The organism is Laceyella sacchari (assembly GCF_024927925.1).
GTDB classification, from domain to species: domain Bacteria; phylum Bacillota; class Bacilli; order Thermoactinomycetales; family Thermoactinomycetaceae; genus Laceyella; species Laceyella sacchari.
Map to the genome: position 1 here is coordinate 2,553,200 of NZ_CP103866.1, position 24,628 is coordinate 2,577,827.

Consider the following 24,628-nt stretch of genomic DNA (forward strand, 5'->3'; position numbering starts at 1 on the left):
TCAAAAAACTCTTTTATAGGGTATCACACATGGCTTAAAAAAAAACGGGGAAATTTCCCCGTTTTTACTGAAATTCATGAAAATATAACATTTCATCTACAGCTTCGGCAATATTCTCCCATTCATTGTCATCTTCAATTTCTTCCAACCTTCCTTGGTTGACACGAAAAAGATAAGCATCATCCGCAGGGTCGCCCTCTTTGCGTAACAGGGCGTAATGTTGCCCCCCCACGTCCACTTCATTCACCAAATGATATGGGGTTTCTTGATGAATCATCGGCCTGTCGGCCAATTGTTGCCGCAAGATCTGAACCTCGCGCGCTCCCAGTCCATCCATCGTGCCAAAACCTCGCTTACTGATGTTCTTCGTCTTCTAGTTCGATGCCGGAAAATAGGGTGTTAAACATTTCCTCCACGAGATCCCATTCCTGCTCGTTGTCTTCTTCAATCATCTCCAGCGTGATATCGTCGCCTTCTTCGGTATAACGGAAAGCAAGCACTTCCACGCCTTCTTCGTCTTCGTTGTTCCGTTCGTTTTCCAACTCATCCGCCGGCGCGACGAACATGTATTTTTTGCCCGTTTCATCACTTTCAAATGTATACAGGATCTCAAACTTTTCTTCAGTGCCGTCTTCGTTGGGAATCATAAGAAATTCTTGTTGTTCTGCCATGTTTAAATCCTCCTGTTTGCATCAATATATCCTTGCAAGATCCAAGTAGCCGCCAACTGGTCAACCACTTGTTTTCGTTTCTTCCGGGACATGTCTGCGTCAATCAGCGTCCGCTCCGCCGCGGCGGTGGATAAGCGCTCATCCCACAAGTGGACGGGCAGGGAATAACGGGTACGGATTTGCTCGGCCAGCGCTTGGCACGCTTCCCCGCGCGGACCGAGTGTCCCATTCATGTTGCGGGGCAGTCCCACCACGATCTCTTTAACGCGGTATTCCTGAACCAAGCGATCCAGTGCCTGCCACCAATCACCCGCTTTGCGGTCGATCACGGTGACTCCCTGAGCCGTCCAACCCAAGGAATCACTCACCGCGACACCGATTCTCCGCTCCCCCACATCCAAGCCGAGGATGCGAGGGGCATCTATATCCAATGAAGAGAACTCCTCAAACCCCATATGTTGGTTTCCTCGCTATTATTGACTGTTTTGTTCGATGTAGAATTTGACCAATTCCTCGATGATTTCATCGCGTTCAAGCCGGCGGATCAATGTCCGGGCGTTCTTGTGGCGGGGAATGTATGCCGGGTCTCCGGAAATGAGATAGCCAACGATTTGGTTGACCGGGTTATACCCTTTTTCCTGTAGCGCCCCATACACTTGAAACAAGACATCCTTAGGGTCAAGGTCTTGATCACCCCGAAAATTAAACTTCATTGTTTCATCCATGGATGATTTCACACCTCTCTGTTTGGATGACCAGCGTTTACTTTCTTCTCCCTAGCCCGGACATTCTCCTGTCAAATTCTATATTTGCGCTTCAACGAATTCATCAACCCGATTCAGCGCATCCGGCAACCGCTCAGGCTGTTTTCCTCCTGCTTGCGCCATATCGGGGCGGCCACCACCGCCACCACCGCAAAGGGTAGCCACTTCTTTTACCAATTTGCCTGCGTGTAAGCCAGCTTTCACATAATCTTGCGATACGGAAGCGACAATCTGCACTTTGCCATCGGCATTGGAACCGAGCACAATGACGCCCTGCCCCATCTTTTGACGCAGATCGTCCACCATCGAACGCAATTGATCCATGCTGTTGGCATCGACTTGCGCCCACAGTACTGGCACGCCTTTCACTTCATGCACCCGGTTGATGAGTTCGCCGACTGCCGCTTGGTTGAGCTTCGCTTGGAGCGACTCGTTTTCCCGTGCCAATTCTTTATTTCGTTCTTGCAATTGCTCAATGCGTTCCGCCACATCAGCCGGCTTGGTTTTGAGCAAGGCTGCCGCTTTGCCCAACAGCGCCATCTGTTCTTCCAAATAAGCGTAAGCCCGGCGGCCCGTCACCGCTTCAATGCGTCGTGTTCCTGAACCGATGCCACTTTCGCTCAGAATTTTGAATAGACCGATCTCCCCTGTGCTCTCAACGTGGGTGCCTCCGCAGAGTTCCAAGCTGTAGTCGCCAACTTGAACGACGCGCACAACTTCACCGTATTTCTCGCCAAACAAGGCCATTGCACCCATCGCTTTCGCTTCAGACAGAGATTTTTGCATAATGTTGACCTTAGTATTCACCCAAATTTGTTCGTTTACACGTCGTTCCACTTCACGAACTTCATCATCCGTCATCGCGCCGATATGCGAGAAGTCGAAGCGAAGCCGATCCGGCGCCACCAAGGAACCGGCTTGGTTCACATGCTCACCCAGTACTTCTTTGAGTGCTTTGTGCAACAAATGCGTAGCGGTGTGGTTTCTGACAATGTCCTGACGCAAGGTTTCATCGATAGCAGCGCGAACCTCGTCCCCTTGCCGCACGGTTCCTTCCTCAGCTACAACGGTGTGCACATGTTCGCCACGCGGACCTTTTTTCACTTCTTCAACCCGAAGCTTGCCGCCAGCAGACGCAATCCAGCCCGTATCGGCTACTTGGCCACCGCTTTCTGCATAGAAGGGCGTCTCATCTAGAATGATGAGTCCTTTTTGGCCCGCTTGAATCGACTCGGACAGCTGATCGTCGATGATGATCGCACTCACTCGGGTTTGCCGCACACGTTCGGTGTAACCCACAAATTGCGAAGCGACTTCAAGCTCACTCAAAGCGCCCCCTTGCACTTGCATGCTGTCCACTTCTTGACGAGCAGCACGGGCACGCTCCCGTTGCGATTCCATTTCCCGGTCAAAGCCAGCACGATCCACTTCCAACCCATGCTCCCTCGCGAAATCTTCGGTCAGGTCGACGGGGAACCCATAGGTATCATACAGTTTGAACGCGTCAACTCCGCCAATCACGGTGCGCCCTTCACGTTTCGCCTCAGCCACTACGTTTTCCAAGATATGCAAACCTTCGCTCAAGGTTTCCAAGAAACGCTCTTCTTCGCTTTTGATAACCCGTTCGATGAATGCTTTCTTCTCACTTGGCTCTGGATAGTAGTCGCGCATGATTTCCGCTACCACCGAAGTCAGCTCGTGCAGGAATGGGCGTTCCATGCCAAGCTTCCGTCCGTATCTGACGGCGCGGCGCAACAAGCGACGCAGGACATACCCACGTCCTTCATTGGATGGCAAAACGCCATCGCCCACGGCAAACACAATGGTGCGGATATGGTCGGCAATCACCTTCAACGCGATGTCGGTCTCTTCGTTCTGCCGGTAAGTCGCTCCGGTGATGCGACAGGTTTCTTCGATGATCGGCAGGAACAGATCGGTGTCATAATTGGTCGGCACATCTTGCATCACTGAAGCCATCCGTTCCAATCCCATCCCGGTATCGATGTTCTTTTTCGGCAAGGGGGTGTATGTGCCATCTGGGTTGTGGTTGTACTGAGAAAACACCAAGTTCCAGATTTCCAGATAGCGTTCATTTTCACCGCCGGGATACATCTCAGGATCGTTGGGATCGCCGATGTGCGCACCGCGGTCATAAAAGATCTCCGTATTGGGTCCGCTTGGCCCTTCGCCAATATCCCAGAAGTTGCCTTCCAGCTTGACAATGCGCTCTTTGGGGATGCCGATCTTCTCATGCCAATAACGGTACGCTTCCTCATCTTCCGGATGGACAGTCACCGATAGGCGATCGGGGTCCAGACCCATCCATTGGGGCGAAGTCAGGAATTCCCAAGCCCAGGTGATCGCTTCTTCTTTAAAGTAATCACCGATGGAGAAGTTGCCCAACATCTCAAAAAAGGTGTGGTGACGTGCAGTGTAGCCCACATTCTCTATATCGTTAGTACGAATGGATTTCTGTGAATTGACAATGCGTGGATTTTCTGGTGTGACCCGGCCATCAAAATACTTTTTAAGTGTTGCCACTCCGCTGTTGATCCACAGCAAGGTGGGATCATCGACCGGAACCAACGACGCACTGGGTTCAATTGCGTGCCCTTTTTGTTTGAAAAACTCCAGGTATTTGCGACGAATCTCACTTGCTTTCATGTGTGTATGCCTCCTTTTCTTTGCAAAGAAAAAACCTTTCCATCCCCTGTCAGTAAGGGACGGAAAGGTTTCCGCGGTACCACCCTATTTACCGCATTTATGCAAGCGGCCAACAGCCGACTATGTAACACGGTCACTTCATTTGGATAACGGCATGGTCAATGCCGGCAGGGATTAGCTGCATTCCGAAACTGGCCGCGAACCAACCTGAACCGAAAAAGCCTTTCAGCCAAGGGCTTTTCTCTCTGACGGGGGATAGGATCGCTCGGTTTCATCACCATCTTGTTCGCTTTTGCATTGTCTTTTCCCATTATACAAGCTTGCATGGAAAGTTTCAAACCCTAACTTTCGTCAAATGATCCACGATGTGTTCCAACATCACTTTGCCCATGGCGAAAACGGGTACAGCCAGAATCAATCCCCACACTCCCCCCAATTCTCCACCCACCAACAGCGCGAAAATGATGGCGAGAGGATGAAGGTGAAGGCTACGGCCCACGATCTGCGGCGAAATTACATTTCCCTCCAGAACCTGCACCGCCAAGTTGACCAGCACCACTCCCACGAGCATGCGCGGCGAATGGAACAAAGCGACGAATACAGCGGGTATCGCTCCAAAAATCGGTCCCAGATACGGAATGATGTTAAACACGGCTACCATCGCCGCCAACAACAGCGCATACGGCACTCCCACGATCAGGTATCCGATATACGCCAATACCCCGATCACCAAGCACACGAGAAACTGACCGCGTACATAGTTTCCCAACGCTTGATCCATATCTCTTATCAACCGAACCAGTTCACGGCGTCGCTGTTTGGGAAACAGCGAAAAAAAGGAGCGTTCGATGGAGTGAATATCTTTTAACATATAGAAAGCCAAGAAAGGAGTGATAAATAACAAAAACAGCTGGTTTAATGTGGCTCCCAACCCGCTCATCATCTTCTCAACATGTTCTGTCAATTTCGTTTCCAACCGGCCCAGCGAATTTTCAATTCCTTGCTTAACCCCATACGGAAGCAATTCACTACTGTGATCATTATATTCTTTCATCATCTGTTGGAACTTTTGGCTCCATTGCGGCAAATGCTCGGACAGTTCTTGTATTTGCTCTTCAAGGATCGGCACGGTCTTCATCGTGAGGATCACCAACGATGCGATGAACAGCGTGTAAATCAACAAAACGGACAATGAGCGGGACAAGCCTTTGTGGCTCAACAAATTGACGATCGGATGGAGGAGGTAAGAGATGACCATCGCAATAAAGAAGGGACCCAACACGGCACGCAAAAACTGAAACACCACTTGCAGCCACGGGTTGATCTGATACAGCATGAACAATATCCCCAGTAGCACCAATATCAGCAAGGACACTTGTAGCGCTTTACTGAGGTTCCACCTTTCCAACAGCTCCCCCTCCAATCGGACAAGACTTGCTACCCTTAAGATACGAGAAAAAAAGAGAGTTTATGATCGCATCTCCGACATGTCCGCCATTTCACTCACAAACGGAAAAAACCCGGGCCGCGCCATACGGCCCAGGGTGCGGTGTTTACCTAGCCAGCGGGAGATTTCTCATCATCCGTTTCATCATGCGGTTCCCATTGATTTGCTTCAACATGGGATACACATAACGGAACCATTTGTTTTTCCGCCGTCTCGCATTCATCAAAGCGTTGGCTCCGATCGCCAGCAAGCTACCCAGCATCAGGGTGATCACCATCGGGCGATTCATGTGGTTCCCTCCTTTTGGCACGGTTGAAAGATGAGTTAATCCAAATAAACCGTTCGGCTATCCTCTTCAAAAAACAGGTCGTTGAGGGACGTCAAACTTCCGTCTTCCTCCACTTGGTAGATGGAGGAAATCCCTTTATCATCTGTCGTCATCTCTACAAAACATTGCCAGCAATACAACTGGTTGGTTCCCACTTTTCCCAGGTCGTGCGAATTGCAGTTGGGGCAACGAAGCATACTTTTTCCCTTCCTTCAAGCTAACTTTCTTTGATACGGATCCCGTCCAATGGCGCGATCAGCACATCATCCCCCCACACAAGGGGATGAGCACATCTCAGCACTTTGCGCCCCTGTCTGAGATCGGCCAGGAGCCCTTCGGATACTTCGTACCCTACCAGCGTTCCCACTTCTTCTTGGAAATAGACATTTTCTACCATCCCCAATTCTCGACCGTTGCTGAGCATAATGGTGCGCCCTTTTAGCTTTTTCTCTCCGGAACAAAGACCGATCCAGGACTCCGCTTCTTTGGGAAGATCTTGTATGTCCGCTTCGCTCTCAACGACGACAGCATCCACCCCGACCGAACACAATCGCTTGGCCGGGATGAACTTGCGCCGTTTGAATAAGCCCCCCTGCTCCAATAAAATCCCTTGCCAGACATTGGCGGAATCAAAGAGCACATCGGAAACCGTCCCCAACTGTTTGCCTGTGTAGCGGTGGATGATGGATAGCCCAATCACTTCCTGGGATTTGCGCAAGGATGATCGCCTCCTCCGCCTAATGAATAGTATGGGTAAGGCGGGCTGAAGCATGTGGGGGAGATGTTGGAAGCCGAATTCCCGGCAAAATAAAAAAAGCTTCCCGCACACCCAGTGCATGGGAAGCCCTGTTTACCAATCCTCTTCAATTAAATCTTTCAAACAGCTGTTTCGCCCATCGACCCGCTGCCGCTTTACCCCTTCCGCAAACGCCTCTTGCTCGCCGCACATGATCAAATAAGACTTGCTGCGCGTGATGCCGGTATAAACCAAATTGCGTTCCAACATCCGACGGTATGCGTGCAACAGGGGAAACACCACAATCGCGAATTCGGACCCTTGCGATTTATGGACCGAACAAGCATAAGCCAAAGCGATCTGATTCAATTGCGTCCGTTTGTAGGGGACTTCTAGCTGATCGTACCGCACCCATAGCACGGGCTGGTCCCCGCCGGCATCTTCATCGATGGCCGAAATAATCCCCATATCCCCGTTGTAAACGGGATGTTCGGGATGATTGACCAGTTGGAGCACTTTATCACCAAATCGGAATACTGTTTCACCCCAAGTCACCTCTTTTTTGTCAGGGGATTTGGGATTGAGAGCAGCTTGAATCTCTTGGTTGATGCGATCCACCCCTACCGGCCCCTTATAGATGGGAGCCAGCACTTGCACATCAAATAAGGTGTAACCCTTTTTGATGGCATTTTCCACCGTTTTCACGATGATCGGCAAAGCTTGTTCTTTCTTGCAGGGAAAGAAGCGTCGATCTGCCCACCGCTCCATCAGATCATCAGGAACCTCTCCCCGTTTGAGGGAGTGAGCCAACCGAATGATGGACGATCCTTCTGCCTGGCGAAATATTTCATTTAATTCAACCCGGGGGATTGCTTGTACTTGCAGGAGATGGTGCAACACCTGCCCCGGACCGACTGAGGGCAACTGGTCTTGGTCTCCGACAAAAATCACTTGCATCCCTTTCGGCAAGGCACGCAACAATTGGTTGGCCAACCAGATGTCCAACATGGACGTTTCATCCACAATCAGGAGTGCTCCGCTGATCGGGTGTTCAGCATCATGTTCAAAAAAATCGCCTTTCCAACCCAAACAACGATGGATAGTCATGGCCGGCAGACCCGTGGTTTCAGACATCCGTTTTGCCGCTCTGCCTGTCGGCGCCACAAGGCGAATGGGATATGGCGTATCCGTCCCTTCATAATCTGCGGGGTCAATGGAAATTTCCCGCAAACGGGCATATAGTTGGCAAATTCCCTGGATGACGGTCGTTTTACCCGTGCCCGGCCCTCCCGTCAAGATCATAAACGGAGACGTCAGCGCCGTAATCATCGCATCGCGCTGTTTGTCGGCATAGCTGACACCCAATTCCTCTTCAATCTCCCCGATCGCTCGGTAGAGATCTGCCACGCTAAATTCAAGATCCAATTCCTGCTCCAGCAATTGTTTCACCCGAAGCGCGCAACCGTATTCCGCATAATACAGGGACGGCATATAATACCTGTCTTCCTCACACAGCAGACGTTCGTCGTCCAGCAGCTTTTCCAACCCTTGCTTACGCGCATCTTCTGGAAACAGCTCATCGGCTCGCTCGCCCAACAGATCATTCACTTGCGCGTTTAGCTGCTCCCAAGTGAGGTACACATGCCCTTGTGACATGGATGCCTCTTTGATGGCATACAAAACGGCAGCCTGAAACCGTTCCGTGGCCGATTCGTCCAATCCTTGGACTTGGGCGATCTCATCAGCGCGTCGAAAACCAATCCCATCGATATCATCTATCAACCGATAAGGATTTTCCTTCAGGATGGGGATCGTCTGGTGCTTGTATGCCTGGACGATTTTTAGAGCCATGGTCGCGCCGATGCCGAACTGATACAAATAAACCATCGCCTGTTCCAATGCCTGATGCTCATACAGATGCTCGGCGATCCGCTGCGCTTTGGAACGGGAGATGCCCCGGATCTCCGTCAAAACCTCGGGATTTTGAGCGATTTTGTCCAACGCGTCAGAACCCAAGTGCGCAACGATTTTCTCCGCTGTTTTTTTGCCAACGCCTTCAAACAAGCCGCTCGCCAAATATTTCACAATCGCCTCTTTTGAGCGCGGCACTTCTTTCTTCACTTGATGCGCATAATATTGCCGCCCGAACTTGGGATGTTCACGCCATTCGCCATGACAGGTGTACACCTCATCCTCATGCGGGCGCAACATATGGCCCACCACCGTCACTTCTTCATCCACCCTATCGTCGGACGCTTCGCTGACGCGCATCAAAAAAACACCGTATCCATTGTCCTCGTTGTAAAAAATCTCTTGAATGAATGAGCCTTTGATGAAATTGTCTTTATACAATTCCAATTCCGCTTGCTTCATTTCCATGCACACCTTATTCTCATCATGCGCCTCATCATCGCCCCCATGCGAAAGCGTCCTCCTTCTAACCTCGCAAAAAACGCTCGGTAAGAAGTGTTGCGGTTACTCCGCTTCAGCGGAGTGTAGTCCTTCTAACCTCGCAAACAACGCTCGGTAAGAAGTGTAGCGGTTACTCCGCTCGGCGGAGTGTAGTCCTTCTAACCTCGCAAAAAACGCTCGGTAAGAAGTGTTGCGGTTACTCCGCTCGGCGGAGTGTAGTCCTTCTAACCTCGCAAAAAACGCTCGGTAAGAAGTGTTGCGGTTACTCCGCTCGGCGGAGTGTAGTCCTTCTAACCTCGCAAAAAACGCTCGGTAAGAAGTGTTGCGGTTACTCCGCTCGGCGGAGTGTAGTCCTTCTAACCTCGCAAAAAACGCTCGGTAAGAAGTGTTGCGGTTACTCCGCTCGGCGGAGTGTAGTCCTTCTAACCTCGCAAAAAACGCTCGGTAAGAAGTGTTGCGGTTACTCCGCTCGGCGGAGTGTAGTCCTTCTAACCTCGCAAAAAACGCTCGGTAAGAAGGACTTACAAAAACGACCTCTAGTTGCTAGAGGTCACGTCATCCGGTGAAGTCTTCTTTCATTTCTGTCATCACATGTTCCATCGCACATTCCGCAGAGCAGAATTCATTCCGTTCTTCTGAGCTGTCCCACTTACGCCGCTCAGGATCTTTGGGATTGAACTCATATTCGCACACGATGCAACGATGCATCTGCGGAATGCGGGCCAGTCCGCTCCGCAATTGGGCGCGCTGTTCATTATCCAGTCTCAGCAAACCCGTGATGTATTGTTCAATTTCCTCTTTGTCGGCAAAGTACAGCGGATCTTCCGTAGCATACTTCAACGGGTTCCACCATGCGTATCTTCCGTCGGAGAGGTAAACGATGTAGTAATCCTGGACAATCCGCTCTGATGCGTGTTCCAGTTGTTCATATGTGCGAAAGCCCAGTTCCGCGGCCAAGTTGTCCATTAAAGCGCGATCAATATCCTCCAACATCGACTTCCAATCGATGTTATCCACTTCCTGTTCCCAGCCCACCATTTGATCTAGCTCTTTGAAATTCACAGTCCCTCTCCCCTCAAATCTCTTCATGTCGTTGTAATCTGTGAACAATGCTGGCTACCATTTCAGCGGCGCGTTTGATTTCATCAACGGTGTTGCCGCGCCCAAAACTGAAGCGAATGGCTGACCGGGTTCTTTCTTCAGATAAATGCATGCTTTGAAGCACATGGGATACTTCCAGCGTACCAGAAGTGCAAGCTGAGCCGCTTGCGCATGCGATTCCCGCCAAGTCGAAATTCATGAGCAGGGTCTCGGAATCGGTTCCCGGGAAGCTGACGTTCAAAATATGGGGCAAACTCTTTGTGGGATGGCCGTTGACGACAAACTCAATGGGTTGTCTGTTTAACTCTTCCACAAACGCTTGGCGCAGGACGCGCATGTCCGCCATATGTTGTTCCCGGGAGGCTTGCGACAGCTCAACCGCTTTGGCGAAGCCGATGATCCCCATCACGTTCTCTGTGCCGGGTCGACGGCGTCGTTCTTGGGAGCCACCGAAAGTCCTCGGGATAAACTTCACATTCTTCCCCAGATAAAGCGCTCCAATCCCTTTCGGCCCGTTGATCTTATGACCTGATACCGAGATTAAATCCACCGGCAGGCGCTTAACATCGATCTCAAGAGAACCGAAAGCCTGCACCGCATCCGTATGGAACAGCACACCCCGCTCGCGCGCCAATTCGCCGATTTGTTCAATGGGTTGCACCGTACCGATCTCATTGTTGGCCATCATAATCGAAATCAACGCCGTGTCGTTGCGAATCACTCGCCGCAGTTGCTCGAGATCAATCATACCGGTGTGATCGACCGGCAGATAAGTAACTTCAAAGCCAATCCGCTCCAAATACCGGCAGGCATCCAACACCGCATGATGCTCGATTTGAGTGGTAATGAGATGTTTTTTTCCTGTCTCCGCATATGCCGCAGCCACGCCAAGCAAAGCCATATTGTCCGCTTCAGTCCCACCGCTAGTGAACACCAGCTGCCCAGCATCCGCTCCCAACGCGCGCGCCACTTGGTCGCGTGCTTGGTCGATGGCCACACGCACGTCGCGGCCATATTGATGCATGCTGGACGGATTGCCGAACGCCTCCTCCAAATAGGGGAGCATGGCTTCTTTCACCAGTGGATGGATCGGTGTCGTTGCGGCATGATCCAAATAAATTGCCATCATGTTTCACCCGCTAAATATAAAACATATAGTTGTCATTGTGTCCATCATGCGTGAAATTGATCAAAGAAGCAAGCGTCGTCGTATCCAATTCTTTAGCGATCGCATCACGAATCCGCTTCCACAGGTCACGACGGGCAGGATCTTCCTCTTCATTGAACTCGACCGGACTGATCGGCCCTTCCAACACGCGGATGATATCTCCCGCCGAAATCTCCTCTGGAGCCTTCGCCAGCTTGTAACCACCGTAAGCCCCCCGCACACTCCGTACCAATCCGGCATTGCGAAGCGGAGCGATCAACTGTTCCAGATAATGCTCAGACAAAGCGTGACGCTCGGCCACACTTTTCAATGGTACCGGTCCCTTGCCGTACCTAGCAGCCAAATCCATCATGATGGTAAGTCCGTACCTTCCTTTGGTTGAGATTTTCAAGAATGGCACCCCTTTTCGTTATTCTTTCTAACAACCGCTCACAGTAAGAAATGGACCATTGCATTAACGGCCCCGTCAAAAAACAAAAAAAGAGTGTTCCAATATGTACAGGTCCACCCAGAAGCCAGCCGGTCCCTCCAACGATTACCTCCATTATAGTACGAACGGCACGAATCGACCAGCCAGTCCGTTTTGCCAACTCCAGAGTCAACCCGTCGCGGGGTCCCGCCCCGGTGCGCGGCGCAATGTACAACCCTACCCCAAAGGCGACCAAGGCCACCCCGACCGTCAAGTAAACCAAGCGCAACACCCATCCACTTACAGCGGGAATCAGGTTCAAAAACATAATCAAATCAATAAACGGACCCAAGAGCAACATATTAAGAAACGTTCCCCATTGTGGATATGAACGTTTCAACCAACACGTAACAGCCACAATCACGATTCCCAAGACGGTCACCCATGTGCCGATGGATAACGATGAAACCCGAGCCAATCCGATATGTAGCACATCCCAAGGCGCCACACCCAGATCTGATTTTATGGCAAAGACCGTGCCGAAAGAAATGGTCCACAATCCGCTGAAGAAAAACATCCACTGCCAAACCCAAGCCCGCTTTCTCTTATGCATCCTCATCGATCCTTCAGCTGTTATTTTACGGCCACACTTGTCAAGTTTATCATAGGATTATTACGTTTCGACATGATTTTTTCCCGCATGCAAAAAATCCATCCATCCCGCTCTAGCCAATGTGTGGAATTCACACTATCATAAATAGGAGAATCAGGATGGACAGAAAGGCGGAAAAAACGGTGGATTTATTTGAATACAGCCGGGAGCAATCGCGGCGAAGCGAGCCGCTTGCCGCCCGCATGCGTCCCCGCTGCTTGGATGAAGTTGCGGGGCAAACCCATATCATTGGCAAAGGAAAATTGCTGAGACGGATGATTGAAGCCGATCAGCTGTCATCAATCATCTTTTATGGGCCGCCCGGAACAGGCAAAACCACGCTTGCCCATGTGATCGCCAATCAGACCAGTGCCTACTTTGAACGCATCAATGCGGTTACAGCCGGTGTCAGCGACATCCGCCGGATCATAGAAGAGGCGAAGCAACGAATCAACATGTACGAGCAACGAACCGTGTTGTTCATCGACGAAATCCATCGCTTCAACCGTTCTCAGCAGGATGCCTTGCTTCCCCATGTCGAGGACGGAACCGTCATCTTAATTGGCGCAACCACTGAAAATCCCTCATACGAAGTGAACGCCGCGTTGCTGTCGCGTTCGCGGCTCTTTACGTTAAAGCCACTATCCGAAGAGGAACTGGGCCTCGTGTTGGACCGCGCCCTGGCCGATTCCGAACGCGGGCTGGGCGCGTATCGAGTTGAGTTGGAACCGGAGGCCAAAGCTCACCTCATTCGCTGTGCAGGAGGAGACAGCCGCACAGCCTTAAATGCACTGGAATTGGCGGTCGTCACCACACCACCTGACGATTCAGGCATTCGCCGCATCACGTTGGAAGTGGCGGAAGAGTCAATCCAACGCAAAGTCATTCGCTATGACAAAAGCGGCGACCAGCATTATGACACCATTTCCGCTTTCGTCAAAAGCATGCGTGGATCAGACGCCGACGCCGCACTCTATTACTTGGCCAAAATGTTGCAAGCTGGCGAAGATCCTCGTTTTATCGCCCGGCGTATCTTCATCCACGCCGCAGAAGACGTGGGCATGGCCGACCCCCGCGCTCTCTTAATCGCTTCCGCCGCCGCACATGCCGTTGATTTCATTGGCTTGCCCGAAGCGCAAATCCCATTGGCGCAAGCGGTCATCTACATCGCCACGGCTCCCAAAAGCAATTCAGCCGTGCGGGGAATCAATGAAGCGAACACCTTGGTTAAACAAGAACATCGCGGGGATGTTCCCCCACATCTGCGCGACGCTCATGGCGCGGGGGCTAAAGCCCAGGGCAGGGGCAAAGGTTACCGCTATCCGCATGATTATCCTCGGGGCTATGTCGCCCAGCAATACCTGCCAGACGAGCACCTCGGCAAACGCCTGTACCATCCCAGCTCGCATGGATATGAGCATAAATTGCAAGCATTCCTGCGCTGGATGAAAGGGGAGGATCACGGCCGACCGGAATGAAACGATTCGCCGGTTTCCTCTCCTTCCCATCGGCAATGATGTGTAGAACCCCCTCACTTGGACATATTACTTAATGTCACATTCAGGAAGGAGGAGTTCTGACATGCACATGCAACCGATGAACGCGAACAATCAAATGGAAAACCAAACGGTGAATCCGGTGCCACCGGTCATGAACCATGCGGGGCATGAAGTGTTGGACGTACATGAGATTTTGTCGCATGCGGTTAACACGATGAACACTTATGTCATGTTGCGGCCTCATGTGCAAGATCCCGAGTTGGCGGATATCATGCAACGCCAACACCAGTACATGGTGAACGAATATAACACGTTGGTGGACTGCTTCTCTACGGGACGTGATCCTGCCACACCAACTTCACGCTATCAAATGAAACAAGGCAACAACGTAATCTACGGTATGAAGCAGCAAGGGCAACCGCATAAGCCCATGACCAACCCGTCCGAAATCAACGACCAACGGATTTCGTCGCAAATACTGGGTATGCTGAAGACTGGAGCAAGCCATAAAGCCGTGGCCGCCACAGAAACAACCAACCCAGTTGTGCGCCGCGTATTGGCTGACAGCATTCCTAACTGTATTGAGATGGCGTATGAAGTCTTCCTTTATCAAAATAAGCGGGGCTACTACCAAGTGCCTCAATTCTCCCAACAAGAAATGCAACAACTCACCACATCCTTCGGCCCGGCCACTCCTCCCCAACTTCCCCTGCAGTGACCATAAGTGCGCAAAACAGCCTAGCATTTTCGCTAGGCTGTTTTTGCTTGAGCTAATTTTTGGCTACGCAAAGAAAGCCCGCATTCTGACCAAAACGCGGACTCATTTCATCATGCTTCATTCTGATTCACATGTTCTTCTACCAGGGCATACACTTGCCGCCAATCGGTAATTCGTTTGATTTCCTTTGGCATTTTACGGTTGTACACGGCATCGACAATCACCGTGGGTACGTTGTTTTTAACAAGATTTTCTATATGGTTAGGGGCATCTTCAAAAAACAATTCTACACCGAGTTCTTTGGCTTTGCGTGCTTTATCTTGCGAATTCATGACCAAGTTGTCTCCAGTGTAGGGAAACCCATGTTTCTTCAACCACTCTTTTGTCACTTTCGTGACGTTGGGAAAGCCTGGCCGGGCCGTGATAAAATAAACGCGATGCCCTTGCTTGACCAGTTCATTCAACACCTCAGCCGCATGCTGAAGTGGAACGCCAAGCGAATAAATCTCTACCTCCAGCTTTCGCCACAAGCGCGACGCTTCCTTAGGAGTAATTCCGTATGCTTTATCAAGATATAAATCGCTGATATCTTCCAATTTAACATTGCGCTTCAAGACCCGGTTATGTACTTCGACAGCGGCGCGTTGGGTATCCTTAATCGTGCCGTCGATATCTACACCTAAGATCATGCCATCTCGCCTGCCTTCTCTCAAGATCAGTCATTTCATATAACATTTTCCCCAAAATCAGCGAGATATGCGCAAAAAAAGGAGCCCCATTATGCCGTGCTCCGTCAGTTTTGAACCTGCCTCATCAGCAGGTGGGTGCCCTGAACCCGCAGTTCATGGGTCCACTCGGCGGTGGCTTCCACTCCCTCGGGTGACTTCAAGCTCCCTTTGTCAACGTGTTGGCTCAAAACTTTCGGGTGTCACGAACATCGCAGGACTCGTTTGTTGATTTTATGTTATCAGATCACAGCGCCAAGATCAAGCTGTCAGCTGTTACAATTACAGGAAAGCCTATTTTTGTGTCGTTATTTGGATGTGCAAGTCGTTTAACTGTTGTTCATCCACCGGCGCCGGAGCTTCTGTCAGCAAGCAAGTGCCGCTTGTCGTTTTGGGGAAGGCGATGCACTCACGCAAGTTGGTGCGGCCTGCAAGCAACATGACAATGCGGTCGAAGCCAAAGGCAATCCCACCGTGCGGCGGTGCACCATACTCAAACGCTTCAAGCAGGAAGCCAAATTTCTCTTTGGCGTCTTCCATGGAAAGTCCCAACGCTTGAAACATCTTCTCTTGGATGTCGCGCTGGTAAATCCGCTGGCTACCGCCGCCGATTTCAAAACCGTTTAAGACCATATCGTAAGCTTTGGCGCGCACCCGTCCCGGATCAGTCTCCAACAGCGGCACATCCTCTTCCATAGGCATGGTGAATGGATGATGCATCGCATAATAGCGGTTGTCTTCTTCCGAGTACTCCAACAGCGGGAACTCGGTCACCCATGCGAAGGCATAACGGTCAGGGTCGATGAGGTTAAGTGCTTTTGCCAAGCGAACACGCAATTCTCCCAGTACATCGGCAACCACTTTTTTGTTGTCGGCCACGAAGAACAGCATGTCACCCGTCTCTGCCCCGGTTGCTTTTTGGATCGCAGTCACTTCTTCCTCACTGAGGAATTTGGCGACCGATCCTTTCAAGCCGCCCTCTTTTAAAGCCAGCCATGCCAGCCCTTTGGCTCCGAAAGCCTGGGCGACTTGACCCCAGTTGTCCACTTCTTTACGGCTCCAATCAGCGCAACCTTTCACCGTGATCGCCTTGACCTGACCACCGGAAGCGATCGCTCCGCTAAACACTTTGAATGAAGAGTCACGCAGAATGTCGGATAAGTCGATCAACTCCATCCCAAAGCGCAAATCCGGCTTGTCTGAACCATACCGTTCCATCGCCTCTTTATACGTCAACCGCGGGAACGGGCGAGGCACCTCCACACCGATTGTCTCTTGGAACAGCTTTGCCACCATCTCTTCCATCATCGACAAGAACGTCTCCGTCGGCAAGAAAGAGGCTTCAATGTCGATCTGGGTGAATTCCGGTTGCCGGTCAGCCCGCAAATCCTCATCGCGGAAACAACGTGCAAACTGGAAGTACCGCTCCATGCCCGCCACCATAAACAATTGCTTAAACAACTGTGGGGATTGCGGCAATGCATAGAACGAACCTTCATGCACCCGGCTCGGCACCAAGTAATCTCTCGCCCCTTCCGGTGTGCTACGGGTCAACATGGGTGTTTCCATTTCGACAAATCCGTGCTGGTCTAAGAATTGGCGCACGATTTGCATCGCCCGGTGCCGAATCAGCATCGTCTTCTGCATTTTGCTACGGCGCAAATCCAAATAACGGTACTTCAACCGAATCGATTCATCCACATCCAGATCATCTTGGATCATGAACGGCGGAGTTTTTGCGGCGTTAAACACATGCACTTGCTCGCCTTGAATTTCGATTTCACCCGTCTTCATGTTAGGGTTGACGGTGCCTGGTTCACGCTCCACCACTTTCCCCGTGATCGCCAAAACATATTCCGAGCGCACCTGTTCAGCGATGCGGACGGCTTCTGGGGAGATTTCCGGATTAAACACCACTTGCACCCGCCCCGAACGGTCACGCAAGTCCAAGAAAATCAATCCCCCCAGATCACGGCGCTTATGGACCCATCCGTTTAAGGTGACTCTTTGCCCAACTAATTCTTTTGTGCACTCTGTTGCAAAATGTGTACGATGGACACCTTCCATCACGTTCTCCCCCTTAAGGCAATTGCTTGATGTAAGCGACCAGTTCATCCAGTGCAATAGTCACCTGCTCCCCGGTCGCGAGCTGTTTTACATTGATTTGATTTTGCTTCAATTCATCTTCGCCCAAAATGGCCACCGTCTTCGCTTGCAAACGGTCAGCGGCCTTAAATTGCGCTTTCATCTTGCGGTCCAGATAATCGCGCTCTGCACGCAACCCTGCTTGGCGCATCGTTTGCAACACTTTCATACCGACCAGCTTGGCTTCTTCTCCCATGGTGATAAGATAACAATCCAGCCCAGCTTTCGACGGTGTTTCCACTTGTTGCACCCCTAGTGCCAAGAGCACCCGTTCTAATCCGATGCCGAAGCCGACTCCCGGCATGCTTGGCCCGCCAAATTGTTCGATCAAGCCGTTGTATCGGCCGCCGCCACCGATGCTCCCTGCCTGCGCCCCTGGGATGTCCACCGTGTATTCAAACGCGGTGTGCGTGTAATAATCCAAGCCGCGCACCAGACGGTGATTGACCACATAGGGCACGCCAAGCAAGTCAAGTGCACGCAACACCGTGTCAAAGTGTTTGCGGCTGTCGTCATTCAAATGATCGTGTAAGGACGGCGCCCCTGCCGCAATCTCTTTGGTCCGTTCATCCTTGCTATCCAAAATGCGGAGCGGATTTTTGTAAAGCCGTGATTTGGCCTCGGCAGACAACTTATCGATATGCTTCTCGAAATAAGCGATCAATTTCTCCCGATATTGCAATCGGCTTTCCACATCTCCCAATGTGTTCACTTCCACCCGCACATCTTTCAGCCCCAGCGCTTGGAAATAATGCATCCCGAGCGCAATCACTTCCGCATCCAACAACGGGTCCGGGCTACCGAAAGCTTCTACGCCAAACTGGTGAAATTGGCGGCGCCGCCCCGCCTGTGGATTCTCATACCGGAACATCGGCCCCATATAGTACCATTTGGTCGGTTGAGGCTGACCAAACACTTTCTTCTCCACAAACGAACGCACCACACCGGCGGTGCCTTCAGGACGCAAGGAAATCTGCCGATTGCCGCGATCGGTGAACGTGTACATCTCTTTCTCAACAATGTCGGTCGCTTCCCCTACGCCGCGTTGGAATAACTCGGTGTGTTCAAACATCGGCGTCCGAATCTCATGATAATCATATAAGCTGCAAATTTCTCGCGCTTTTTGCTCTATCCACTGCCACTGCTCAACTTCCCCCGGCATGATATCATCCGTGCCGCGAGGAATTTGCAATTTGGTTGAAGTTTGAAACTTCACTGCCGCGTACCCCCCTCGATCAACTTGGCTCATAAATAAAAAATCTCCCGCCACTGACCTCATTGTCAGGGACGAGAGATTGGTTTAACGTTTCCCGTGGTACCACCCTAATTGAAAACCCCGATCTGCCGGAGTTTCCCGCTTCAAATCCTGTTATCGCCAGGATGACGTCTAAGTCTACTAACCGCGGCATGCGGCGTTCGGTTAGATCCTCCAGGTGTCTTTCGCCGCTTCGTAACATAGAGAACCTTGCAGCCGATGGGTTCTCCTCTCTGGTTGCCCGTCAAACGGTTACTTTTCCCTTCATAGGAGTCAAGTATGTAGTTGATTCATGCGGATTTGTTAACTCATTTTAAACAGGTGTTATCGGTTTGTCAAGAAATGAAAAAAAGTTTTTTTTGCAACACTCCCCCCCCTTCACCATGACGTAGGGATCGCGGCTTTTACAACAGGGGATGTGGTATAGTATGGGGAGAACCTATGTTGAAATGAGGAGTGACCAAACGGATGAAACTGTTCATCATGCTAGGTAGCATCAACATGGCGCTCGCCGTGGCCATCGGGGCATTCGGCGCCCATGGGCTGGCCGGCAAAGTGACCGAAAAAATGCTGCAAAACTGGAATACGGGTGCCCATTACCACATCATTCACGCCTTAGCCCTCTTGGCCATTGGCCTGTTGATGTCCAAAATAAACGGATCCTCTTCCCTGCTGAATATCGGCGGATGGTTGATTGTCGCCGGGATTCTGTTCTTTTCTGGGAGCTTGTACGCAATGGTGCTCACTGGAGTCAAAACGTGGGGAGCCATCACACCGATTGGCGGTGTCGCGTTTATCGCCGGTTGGATTCTGGTCGCCGTCACCGCAGTCAAGCACCTGTGATGCACGCTTCATGAAGCTGGTCGATCATTCTTAGGCCATCATAGTCTTCACCTTATCGCCTGCAAAGTGCTTGCCTGCTTTTTATTCATTTGCGTGTACCTGTCGCCGCCCACAGTGCGAAAGTCTGTGAGTGGCATCGGTTGTAACCGATCGGCCCAGCCATGGAGCACCATGTGCGATTGCATATCAATCTCGCGGGGGGAACGCCGCATCTCGTTCACCTCTTCCATTTCATTGATCGATCTTAGTCTTGCCCCCGCACAGACAAATCAAACGGCCGCTGTTTGCACAGCGGCCGTTTAACTTTCTATCCGTTATTATTTTTTGCAAATGGCTTCCATTTTCGCTACCACATTCTCCACACTGAAACCGTACTCTTTCATGAGCAATCCGCCCGGTGCAGAAGCACCAAATTGTTCGATTCCAATCACAGCGCCATGTTCGCCAACATAGCGGTCCCAACCCATCGGATGAGCCGCTTCCACAGCCAAGCGCGCACGAACGGCTTTAGGCAGAATCGCTTCGCGTTCGCTTTCTGGGAGTGCGTCAAAGTTCTCACGGCACGGCATGCTGACCACGCGCACGTTCAAACCTTTTTCTTTCAGTTTCGCTTGTGCTTCCACACCCAAGCTCACCTCAGAGCCCGTCGCGATGATGATACCATCCAAGCGGTCACCATCCGCTTCGGATACAATGTATGCACCTTTTGCAATGATTTCTTGGTCTTTGTCCACAGTGCCCGGCAGAATGGGCAGATTTTGGCGGGACAGGATCAGCGCGACCGGATATTCATTTTGGTTAAGCGCATACTGCCAAGCGGCTACCGTTTCGTTGGCATCCGCAGGGCGAATTACCTTTAAGCCCGGAATCAGGCGCAGAGACGGCACATGTTCCACCGGTTCATGGGTTGGCCCATCTTCGCCGACTGCAATGCTGTCATGTGTCAACACATAGACAACGGGTAGCTTGGACAGCGCAGACAGGCGAACAGACGGGCGCAAGTAATCAGAAAACACCAAGAACGTACCGCCATAAACCCGTACGCCCCCGTGGAGCATCATTCCATTCATCGCCGCCGCCATAGCATGTTCGCGCACACCAAACCAAATGTTGCGGCCGCTGTAATCTTCGGCATGGAAGATACCCTCGCTTTTCATCATGGTATTGTTGGACGAAGCCAAGTCGGCCGATCCCCCGATCAACGACGGCACGCCTTTGGCCAAAGCTTGAAGCGCTGCACCAGAAGCGGCGCGAGTCGCAATCGCCTTGTCGCCTACTTGGAATTTGGGCAGTTCAGCATCCCATCCTTCCGGCAGTTCCCCATTCATCGCTTGACGCAAGGCACGTGCCAATTCAGGGTACTTTGTCTCATATTGCTTCATCAGGTCATTCCAAGCCGCTTCCTTTTCCGCAAGTCGGGATTGGATCGCTTCAAAATGCGCTCTCACTTCCGCCGGAACCGTAAACGGCTCTTCATAAGCCCAGTTGTAAGACTTCCGGACTTCGGCTACTTCTTCCTGGCCCAAGGGTTTTCCATGTGCTTCGGAAGTACCAGCGCGATTGGGGCTTCCGTACCCGATCACCGTACGCACTTCAATCAATGTGGGACGGCTGGTTTCTTGTTGCGCTTCAACAATTGCGCGGCCAATCGCTTCCACATCATTGCCATCTTCGACGCGCAATACTTGCCACCCGTATGACTCAAACCGCTTTTGCACACTTTCGGTAAACGAATGCGCCAGTTCCCCATCCAAGGAAATGTCATTGGAATCGTACAAAGCGATCAGCTTGCCCAGCTTGAGATGACCAGCCAGCGATGCGGCTTCTGCAGCCACCCCTTCCATCAAGTCGCCATCGCCGCACAACACATAGGTGAAATGGTCGATGATGTTCAACCCATCCCGGTTGAAGGTAGCGGCAAGATGCGCTTCGGCCATAGCCATACCGACACCGTTAGCGATCCCTTGTCCCAGCGGGCCAGTCGTCGCTTCCACCCCCGGGGTGTGCTTCACTTCCGGATGCCCTGGCGTCAAGCTTCCCCATTGCCGGAACTGCTTCAACTCTTCCAACGGCAAGCCATATCCAAACAAATGCAACATGCTATATAACAGGGCTGATCCATGCCCTGCAGAGAGAACAAAGCGGTCACGGTTTATCCATTCCGGATTGGCCGGATTATGGCTCATATGATGTGCCCACAGTGTGTAAGCCATGGGCGCCGCTCCCATCGGCAACCCCGGATGCCCTGAATTCGCAGCTTCAATTTGATCGATGGACAACATCCGGATGGTATTGATCGCTTGTTGTTCTACTTTTGTCACTATGTATCCCCCTTAACTATACTCACATCAACATGTTCTTGGTTATTATAGCACAACCCACTTTAACCCACTCACGCTTTACTCTCTAAAATAAGTGTGACTGGGCCGTCATTAACCAACGAAACCTGCATCATCGCCCCAAACACGCCCGTTTCCACGGTGACGCCGTATTGGGCTAAGCATGCGTTGAACTGTTCATACAACGGCCGGGCGAGTTCCGGTTTCGCCGCGTTCATGAAATTGGGGCGCCGCCCTTTGCGGCAGTCCCCGTATAAAGTAAATTGGGAAACGGACAGGATGCTCCCGCCCACGTCCAACAGAGAGCGGTTCATCTTGCCCGTCTCATCTTCAAAAATGCGCAGATGAACTACTTTTTCCGCTAAATAGCGCACATCTTCTTCTGTGTCCCCTTCAGCCACGCCGACGAGCAACATCACGCCTGGCCCGATTGCTCCCGTCGTCTGGCCCTCCACGGTAACACTTGCTTCCCGCACGCGCTGCAACACGATTTTCATCAGGTGTCCTCCTTACTGAATGATTCTTCTCACGCTGTAAATGTCACGCACGCGCTTGACCCGTTCCACCACTGACTTGAGGTGGTTGATATTTTGAATGCTGATACGGACATGAATCGAAGCGATGCCTCTGCGGTCACCGCGGGCACTGATGGCCGCCAATTCCGTCTTGGAATCAGTCAGCGCCTGCAATACCTCATTTAACAAACCCTGGCGGTCAAACCCAGACACTTCGATGTCCACCTGATAATAATGTTTGGTTGCATGACTGTCCCACTCGACATCGATGCGGCGCTCATCCGGGACGGTACTGAGATTGGGACAGTCAATCCGATGAACCGTTACACCCCGCCCATGCGTCACATAGCCAGCAATCTCGTCCCCTGGCACTGGATTGCAACAACGCGACAAGCGGATCAATAAGTTGTCTACACCCTTTACGCGAACCCCTTGATCCAGTTTATGTTTGCGAATCGGCAACGCCTTGACTTCCGGTAGGACAACGGGCTGCTGCTCTTCTTTCAACCCATCCGTTAAGCGATGAACCACCTGGGCGGTAGAAATGCCTCCGTATCCCACAGCGGCAAACAAATCTTCTTCCTCATTGAAATTAAACTTTTTGGTGACATCTTCGATCCGATCCGACGTCAACACGTCACTCACTGTGAAATCATGTTTTTTCAACAAGGCCTCAACCATCTCCCGGCCCTTGGCCACACTCTCTTCGCGACGCTGTTTCTTAAACCAATTGCGGATTTTGCTCCGGGCATGGGAAGATTTGACTAGGCTGAGCCAATCTTGGCTTGGCCCATAGCTGTGCTTTGACGTTAAAATCTCGACGATATCGCCCGTTTTTAGTGGATAATCCAAGGGGACGATCTTGCCGTTTACCTTCGCCCCGATGCACATGTTACCGATATCCGTGTGAATTCGATAAGCAAAATCCAGCGGAACCGAACCCATCGGCAATTCGATCACATCGCCTTTCGGGGTGAAAACGAAGACAGAATCAGAAAACCAATCCATCTTGAGGTTTTCCACAAATTCCTTCGCATCAGATGCTTCCTGTTGCAACTCCATCATTTCACGGAACCATTTCAATTTCTCGTCAAACTTGGATTTCTCTACCGCTGACCCCTCTTTGTAAGCCCAGTGAGCCGCAATCCCGTACTCGGCTGTTCGATGCATATCCAATGTGCGGATCTGCACCTCGATCGGTTCCCCTTTCGGCCCGATAACCGTGGTGTGCAAGGATTGATACATATTCGTCTTGGGCATGGCGATATAATCCTTGAAACGGCCTGGCATCGGCTTCCACACCGTATGAATGATACCTAGGACGGCATAGCAGTCGCGGACGGTATCGACGATGACCCGTACGGCCATCAGATCATATATCTCATTAAACTCTTTATTTTGCGTAACCATTTTTTTATAAATGCTATAAATATGTTTGGGTCGACCAGAGATGTCCATTACCTTGACATCCATTTCCTCCAAGCGCGTCTTCAACGTATCGATAATTTCGTCGAGATATTTTTCCCGCTCCGCCCGCTTTTTCTTCATCAAATGGACGATTCGGTAATACTGCTGGGGCTTTAAGTAGCGGAGCGAGATGTCTTCCAGCTCCCATTTGATTTTGGAAATCCCCAAGCGATGAGCCAACGGAGCAAATATTTCCAATGTCTCCGTTGATTTCTGCCGTTGCTTGTGTTCTGGCATATATTTGAGTGTCCGCATGTTATGCAAGCGGTCAGCCAATTTAATCAAGATTACGCGCACATCTTGTGCCATGGCCACAAACATTTTGCGATGGTTTTCCGCCTGATGCTCCTCGTTCGATTTGAATTTCATCCGTTTCTTCAGTTTCGTCACACCATCGACCAAATGGCGTACCGCAGACCCAAAGCGCTCTTCAATCTCTTCCAACGTCACTCCCGTGTCTTCCACCACGTCATGCAACAAAGCGGCGATCAGCGTAGGAACATCCATGCGCAGATCGGCAAGAATTTCCGCCACCGCGATGGGATGCAAAATATAAGGTTCCCCTGACTTACGATATTGCCCTTTGTGCGCTTCATCCGCAAACTCATAAGCCCGTCTCAGCTGCACAAGGTCATCCTCTGTCAAATATGTGGCGGCTAAGCTTAGTAATTGTTCTACCGGCATTTCGCTCACTTCCGTACCTAGAATGAAATTTTCCTATTATTATTACTCAGACCAATAGGAAAGTAAAGCGTTGGAAAAGACTGCTG

At 51.2% G+C, this 24,628-nt stretch carries 23 protein-coding genes and 1 other RNA gene; 3 read left to right on the plus strand and 21 right to left on the minus strand.

What is annotated here, in order from left to right:
* Window positions 1–64: 64 nt before the first annotated feature.
* The 14 genes from NYR52_RS12390 to NYR52_RS12455 all read right to left on the minus strand — a co-directional run bounded on the left by NYR52_RS12390 (window position 65) and on the right by NYR52_RS12455 (window position 12,313).
* Window positions 65–337, minus strand: a complete 273-nt coding sequence (locus NYR52_RS12390) for a DUF1292 domain-containing protein (RefSeq protein WP_132222662.1) — start codon at window positions 335–337, stop codon at window positions 65–67.
* A 16-nt stretch (window positions 338–353) separates the two neighbouring features.
* Window positions 354–671, minus strand: a complete 318-nt coding sequence (locus tag NYR52_RS12395) for a DUF1292 domain-containing protein (RefSeq protein WP_022736747.1) — start codon at window positions 669–671, stop codon at window positions 354–356.
* A 2-nt stretch (window positions 672–673) separates the two neighbouring features.
* A complete protein-coding gene (ruvX, locus tag NYR52_RS12400) occupies window positions 674–1,102 on the minus strand; it encodes a Holliday junction resolvase RuvX (RefSeq protein WP_029071864.1) in 429 nt (142 codons plus the stop codon).
* A 42-nt stretch (window positions 1,103–1,144) separates the two neighbouring features.
* On the minus strand, window positions 1,145–1,396 hold the full coding sequence (locus NYR52_RS12405) for an IreB family regulatory phosphoprotein (RefSeq protein ID WP_022736749.1): 252 nt from the start codon (window positions 1,394–1,396) through the stop codon (window positions 1,145–1,147).
* A 78-nt stretch (window positions 1,397–1,474) separates the two neighbouring features.
* Window positions 1,475–4,099: an alanine--tRNA ligase gene (gene alaS, locus NYR52_RS12410; protein ID WP_132222664.1), complete on the minus strand. Its 2,625-nt coding sequence runs from the start codon at window positions 4,097–4,099 to the stop codon at window positions 1,475–1,477.
* A gap of 334 nt (window positions 4,100–4,433) precedes the next feature.
* On the minus strand, window positions 4,434–5,507 hold the full coding sequence (locus tag NYR52_RS12415) for an AI-2E family transporter (protein WP_259435747.1): 1,074 nt from the start codon (window positions 5,505–5,507) through the stop codon (window positions 4,434–4,436).
* Window positions 5,508–5,652: 145 nt separating this feature from the next.
* Window positions 5,653–5,835, minus strand: coding sequence for a hypothetical protein (locus NYR52_RS12420; RefSeq protein WP_022736752.1), 183 nt, complete (start codon window positions 5,833–5,835; stop codon window positions 5,653–5,655).
* A 35-nt stretch (window positions 5,836–5,870) separates the two neighbouring features.
* On the minus strand, window positions 5,871–6,071 hold the full coding sequence (locus NYR52_RS12425; RefSeq protein ID WP_022736753.1) for a YrzR-like zinc ribbon domain: 201 nt from the start codon (window positions 6,069–6,071) through the stop codon (window positions 5,871–5,873).
* 20 nt (window positions 6,072–6,091) lie between these two features.
* Window positions 6,092–6,592: a PRC-barrel domain-containing protein gene (locus tag NYR52_RS12430; protein WP_259435748.1), complete on the minus strand. Its 501-nt coding sequence runs from the start codon at window positions 6,590–6,592 to the stop codon at window positions 6,092–6,094.
* Window positions 6,593–6,724: 132 nt separating this feature from the next.
* Window positions 6,725–8,983 carry an SF1B family DNA helicase RecD2 gene (recD2, locus tag NYR52_RS12435; RefSeq protein WP_259435749.1) on the minus strand — a complete coding sequence of 753 codons (2,259 nt, stop codon included), beginning with the start codon at window positions 8,981–8,983 and terminating at the stop codon, window positions 6,725–6,727.
* Between the two features lie 594 nt (window positions 8,984–9,577).
* On the minus strand, window positions 9,578–10,084 hold the full coding sequence (locus NYR52_RS12440; RefSeq protein WP_259435750.1) for a hypothetical protein: 507 nt from the start codon (window positions 10,082–10,084) through the stop codon (window positions 9,578–9,580).
* A 13-nt stretch (window positions 10,085–10,097) separates the two neighbouring features.
* Window positions 10,098–11,252, minus strand: a complete 1,155-nt coding sequence (locus NYR52_RS12445) for a cysteine desulfurase family protein (protein WP_259435751.1) — start codon at window positions 11,250–11,252, stop codon at window positions 10,098–10,100.
* Between the two features lie 10 nt (window positions 11,253–11,262).
* Window positions 11,263–11,682, minus strand: coding sequence for a cysteine metabolism transcriptional regulator CymR (gene cymR, locus NYR52_RS12450; protein WP_022736758.1), 420 nt, complete (start codon window positions 11,680–11,682; stop codon window positions 11,263–11,265).
* A complete protein-coding gene (locus tag NYR52_RS12455) occupies window positions 11,624–12,313 on the minus strand; it encodes a YczE/YyaS/YitT family protein (RefSeq protein ID WP_259435752.1) in 690 nt (229 codons plus the stop codon). Before NYR52_RS12455 ends, cymR begins: the two co-directional genes overlap by 59 nt.
* Window positions 12,314–12,495: 182 nt before the next feature.
* Here NYR52_RS12455 and NYR52_RS12460 point away from each other — a divergent pair, with 182 nt between their 5' ends.
* Window positions 12,496–13,830, plus strand: coding sequence for an AAA family ATPase (locus NYR52_RS12460; protein ID WP_259436767.1), 1,335 nt, complete (start codon window positions 12,496–12,498; stop codon window positions 13,828–13,830).
* Window positions 13,831–13,939: 109 nt separating this feature from the next.
* Complete coding sequence (locus NYR52_RS12465) at window positions 13,940–14,569, plus strand: spore coat protein (protein WP_375163205.1); 630 nt, start codon at window positions 13,940–13,942, stop codon at window positions 14,567–14,569.
* Between the two features lie 110 nt (window positions 14,570–14,679).
* Here NYR52_RS12465 and NYR52_RS12470 read toward each other — a convergent pair whose 3' ends face one another.
* The 4 genes from NYR52_RS12470 to hisS form a co-directional block, all read right to left on the minus strand.
* Window positions 14,680–15,258: a 5' nucleotidase, NT5C type gene (locus NYR52_RS12470; protein WP_132222678.1), complete on the minus strand. Its 579-nt coding sequence runs from the start codon at window positions 15,256–15,258 to the stop codon at window positions 14,680–14,682.
* Between the two features lie 79 nt (window positions 15,259–15,337).
* A non-coding RNA gene (gene ssrS / locus NYR52_RS12475) (6S RNA) lies at window positions 15,338–15,518 on the minus strand.
* Between the two features lie 70 nt (window positions 15,519–15,588).
* Entirely contained in the window at window positions 15,589–17,361 is a 1,773-nt protein-coding gene (gene aspS, locus NYR52_RS12480) for an aspartate--tRNA ligase (RefSeq protein WP_259436768.1), read from the minus strand.
* Window positions 17,362–17,374: 13 nt separating this feature from the next.
* Window positions 17,375–18,688, minus strand: coding sequence for a histidine--tRNA ligase (gene hisS, locus NYR52_RS12485; RefSeq protein WP_259435753.1), 1,314 nt, complete (start codon window positions 18,686–18,688; stop codon window positions 17,375–17,377).
* Between the two features lie 474 nt (window positions 18,689–19,162).
* Between hisS and NYR52_RS12490 the strand changes: the two genes are divergently transcribed.
* Window positions 19,163–19,537 carry a DUF423 domain-containing protein gene (locus tag NYR52_RS12490; protein WP_259435754.1) on the plus strand — a complete coding sequence of 125 codons (375 nt, stop codon included), beginning with the start codon at window positions 19,163–19,165 and terminating at the stop codon, window positions 19,535–19,537.
* Window positions 19,538–19,854: 317 nt separating this feature from the next.
* On the opposite strand, the gene tkt is transcribed toward NYR52_RS12490, so the two are convergent.
* The 3 genes from tkt to NYR52_RS12505 all read right to left on the minus strand — a co-directional run bounded on the left by tkt (window position 19,855) and on the right by NYR52_RS12505 (window position 24,542).
* Window positions 19,855–21,861, minus strand: coding sequence for a transketolase (gene tkt, locus NYR52_RS12495; protein WP_259436769.1), 2,007 nt, complete (start codon window positions 21,859–21,861; stop codon window positions 19,855–19,857).
* A 68-nt stretch (window positions 21,862–21,929) separates the two neighbouring features.
* Complete coding sequence (gene dtd, locus NYR52_RS12500; RefSeq protein ID WP_132222687.1) at window positions 21,930–22,373, minus strand: D-aminoacyl-tRNA deacylase; 444 nt, start codon at window positions 22,371–22,373, stop codon at window positions 21,930–21,932.
* 12 nt (window positions 22,374–22,385) lie between these two features.
* The gene (locus NYR52_RS12505; protein WP_132222689.1) at window positions 22,386–24,542 is read right to left on the minus strand and encodes a RelA/SpoT family protein; all 2,157 of its coding nucleotides are present in this window, start codon (window positions 24,540–24,542) and stop codon (window positions 22,386–22,388) included.
* Window positions 24,543–24,628 lie beyond the last annotated feature (86 nt).

Bases quoted from the DNA above. Each gene is read 5' to 3' on its own strand.
- NYR52_RS12455 (WP_259435752.1), bottom strand. From the start codon at position 12,313: ATGCATAAGAGAAAGCGGGCTTGGGTTTGGCAGTGGATGTTTTTCTTC.
- NYR52_RS12405 (WP_022736749.1), bottom strand. From the start codon at position 1,396: ATGGATGAAACAATGAAGTTTAATTTTCGGGGTGATCAAGACCTTGAC.
- NYR52_RS12390 (WP_132222662.1), bottom strand. From the start codon at position 337: ATGGATGGACTGGGAGCGCGCGAGGTTCAGATCTTGCGGCAACAATTG.
- NYR52_RS12490 (WP_259435754.1), top strand. From the start codon at position 19,163: ATGAAACTGTTCATCATGCTAGGTAGCATCAACATGGCGCTCGCCGTG.
- recD2 (WP_259435749.1), bottom strand. From the start codon at position 8,983: ATGAAGCAAGCGGAATTGGAATTGTATAAAGACAATTTCATCAAAGGC.
- hisS (WP_259435753.1), bottom strand. From the start codon at position 18,688: ATGAGCCAAGTTGATCGAGGGGGGTACGCGGCAGTGAAGTTTCAAACT.
- NYR52_RS12425 (WP_022736753.1), bottom strand. From the start codon at position 6,071: ATGCTTCGTTGCCCCAACTGCAATTCGCACGACCTGGGAAAAGTGGGA.
- aspS (WP_259436768.1), bottom strand. From the start codon at position 17,361: ATGGAAGGTGTCCATCGTACACATTTTGCAACAGAGTGCACAAAAGAA.
- NYR52_RS12470 (WP_132222678.1), bottom strand. From the start codon at position 15,258: ATGATCTTAGGTGTAGATATCGACGGCACGATTAAGGATACCCAACGC.
- NYR52_RS12505 (WP_132222689.1), bottom strand. From the start codon at position 24,542: ATGCCGGTAGAACAATTACTAAGCTTAGCCGCCACATATTTGACAGAG.
- alaS (WP_132222664.1), bottom strand. From the start codon at position 4,099: ATGAAAGCAAGTGAGATTCGTCGCAAATACCTGGAGTTTTTCAAACAA.
- NYR52_RS12465 (WP_375163205.1), top strand. From the start codon at position 13,940: ATGCAACCGATGAACGCGAACAATCAAATGGAAAACCAAACGGTGAAT.
- NYR52_RS12420 (WP_022736752.1), bottom strand. From the start codon at position 5,835: ATGAATCGCCCGATGGTGATCACCCTGATGCTGGGTAGCTTGCTGGCG.
- dtd (WP_132222687.1), bottom strand. From the start codon at position 22,373: ATGAAAATCGTGTTGCAGCGCGTGCGGGAAGCAAGTGTTACCGTGGAG.
- NYR52_RS12395 (WP_022736747.1), bottom strand. From the start codon at position 671: ATGGCAGAACAACAAGAATTTCTTATGATTCCCAACGAAGACGGCACT.
- NYR52_RS12445 (WP_259435751.1), bottom strand. From the start codon at position 11,252: ATGATGGCAATTTATTTGGATCATGCCGCAACGACACCGATCCATCCA.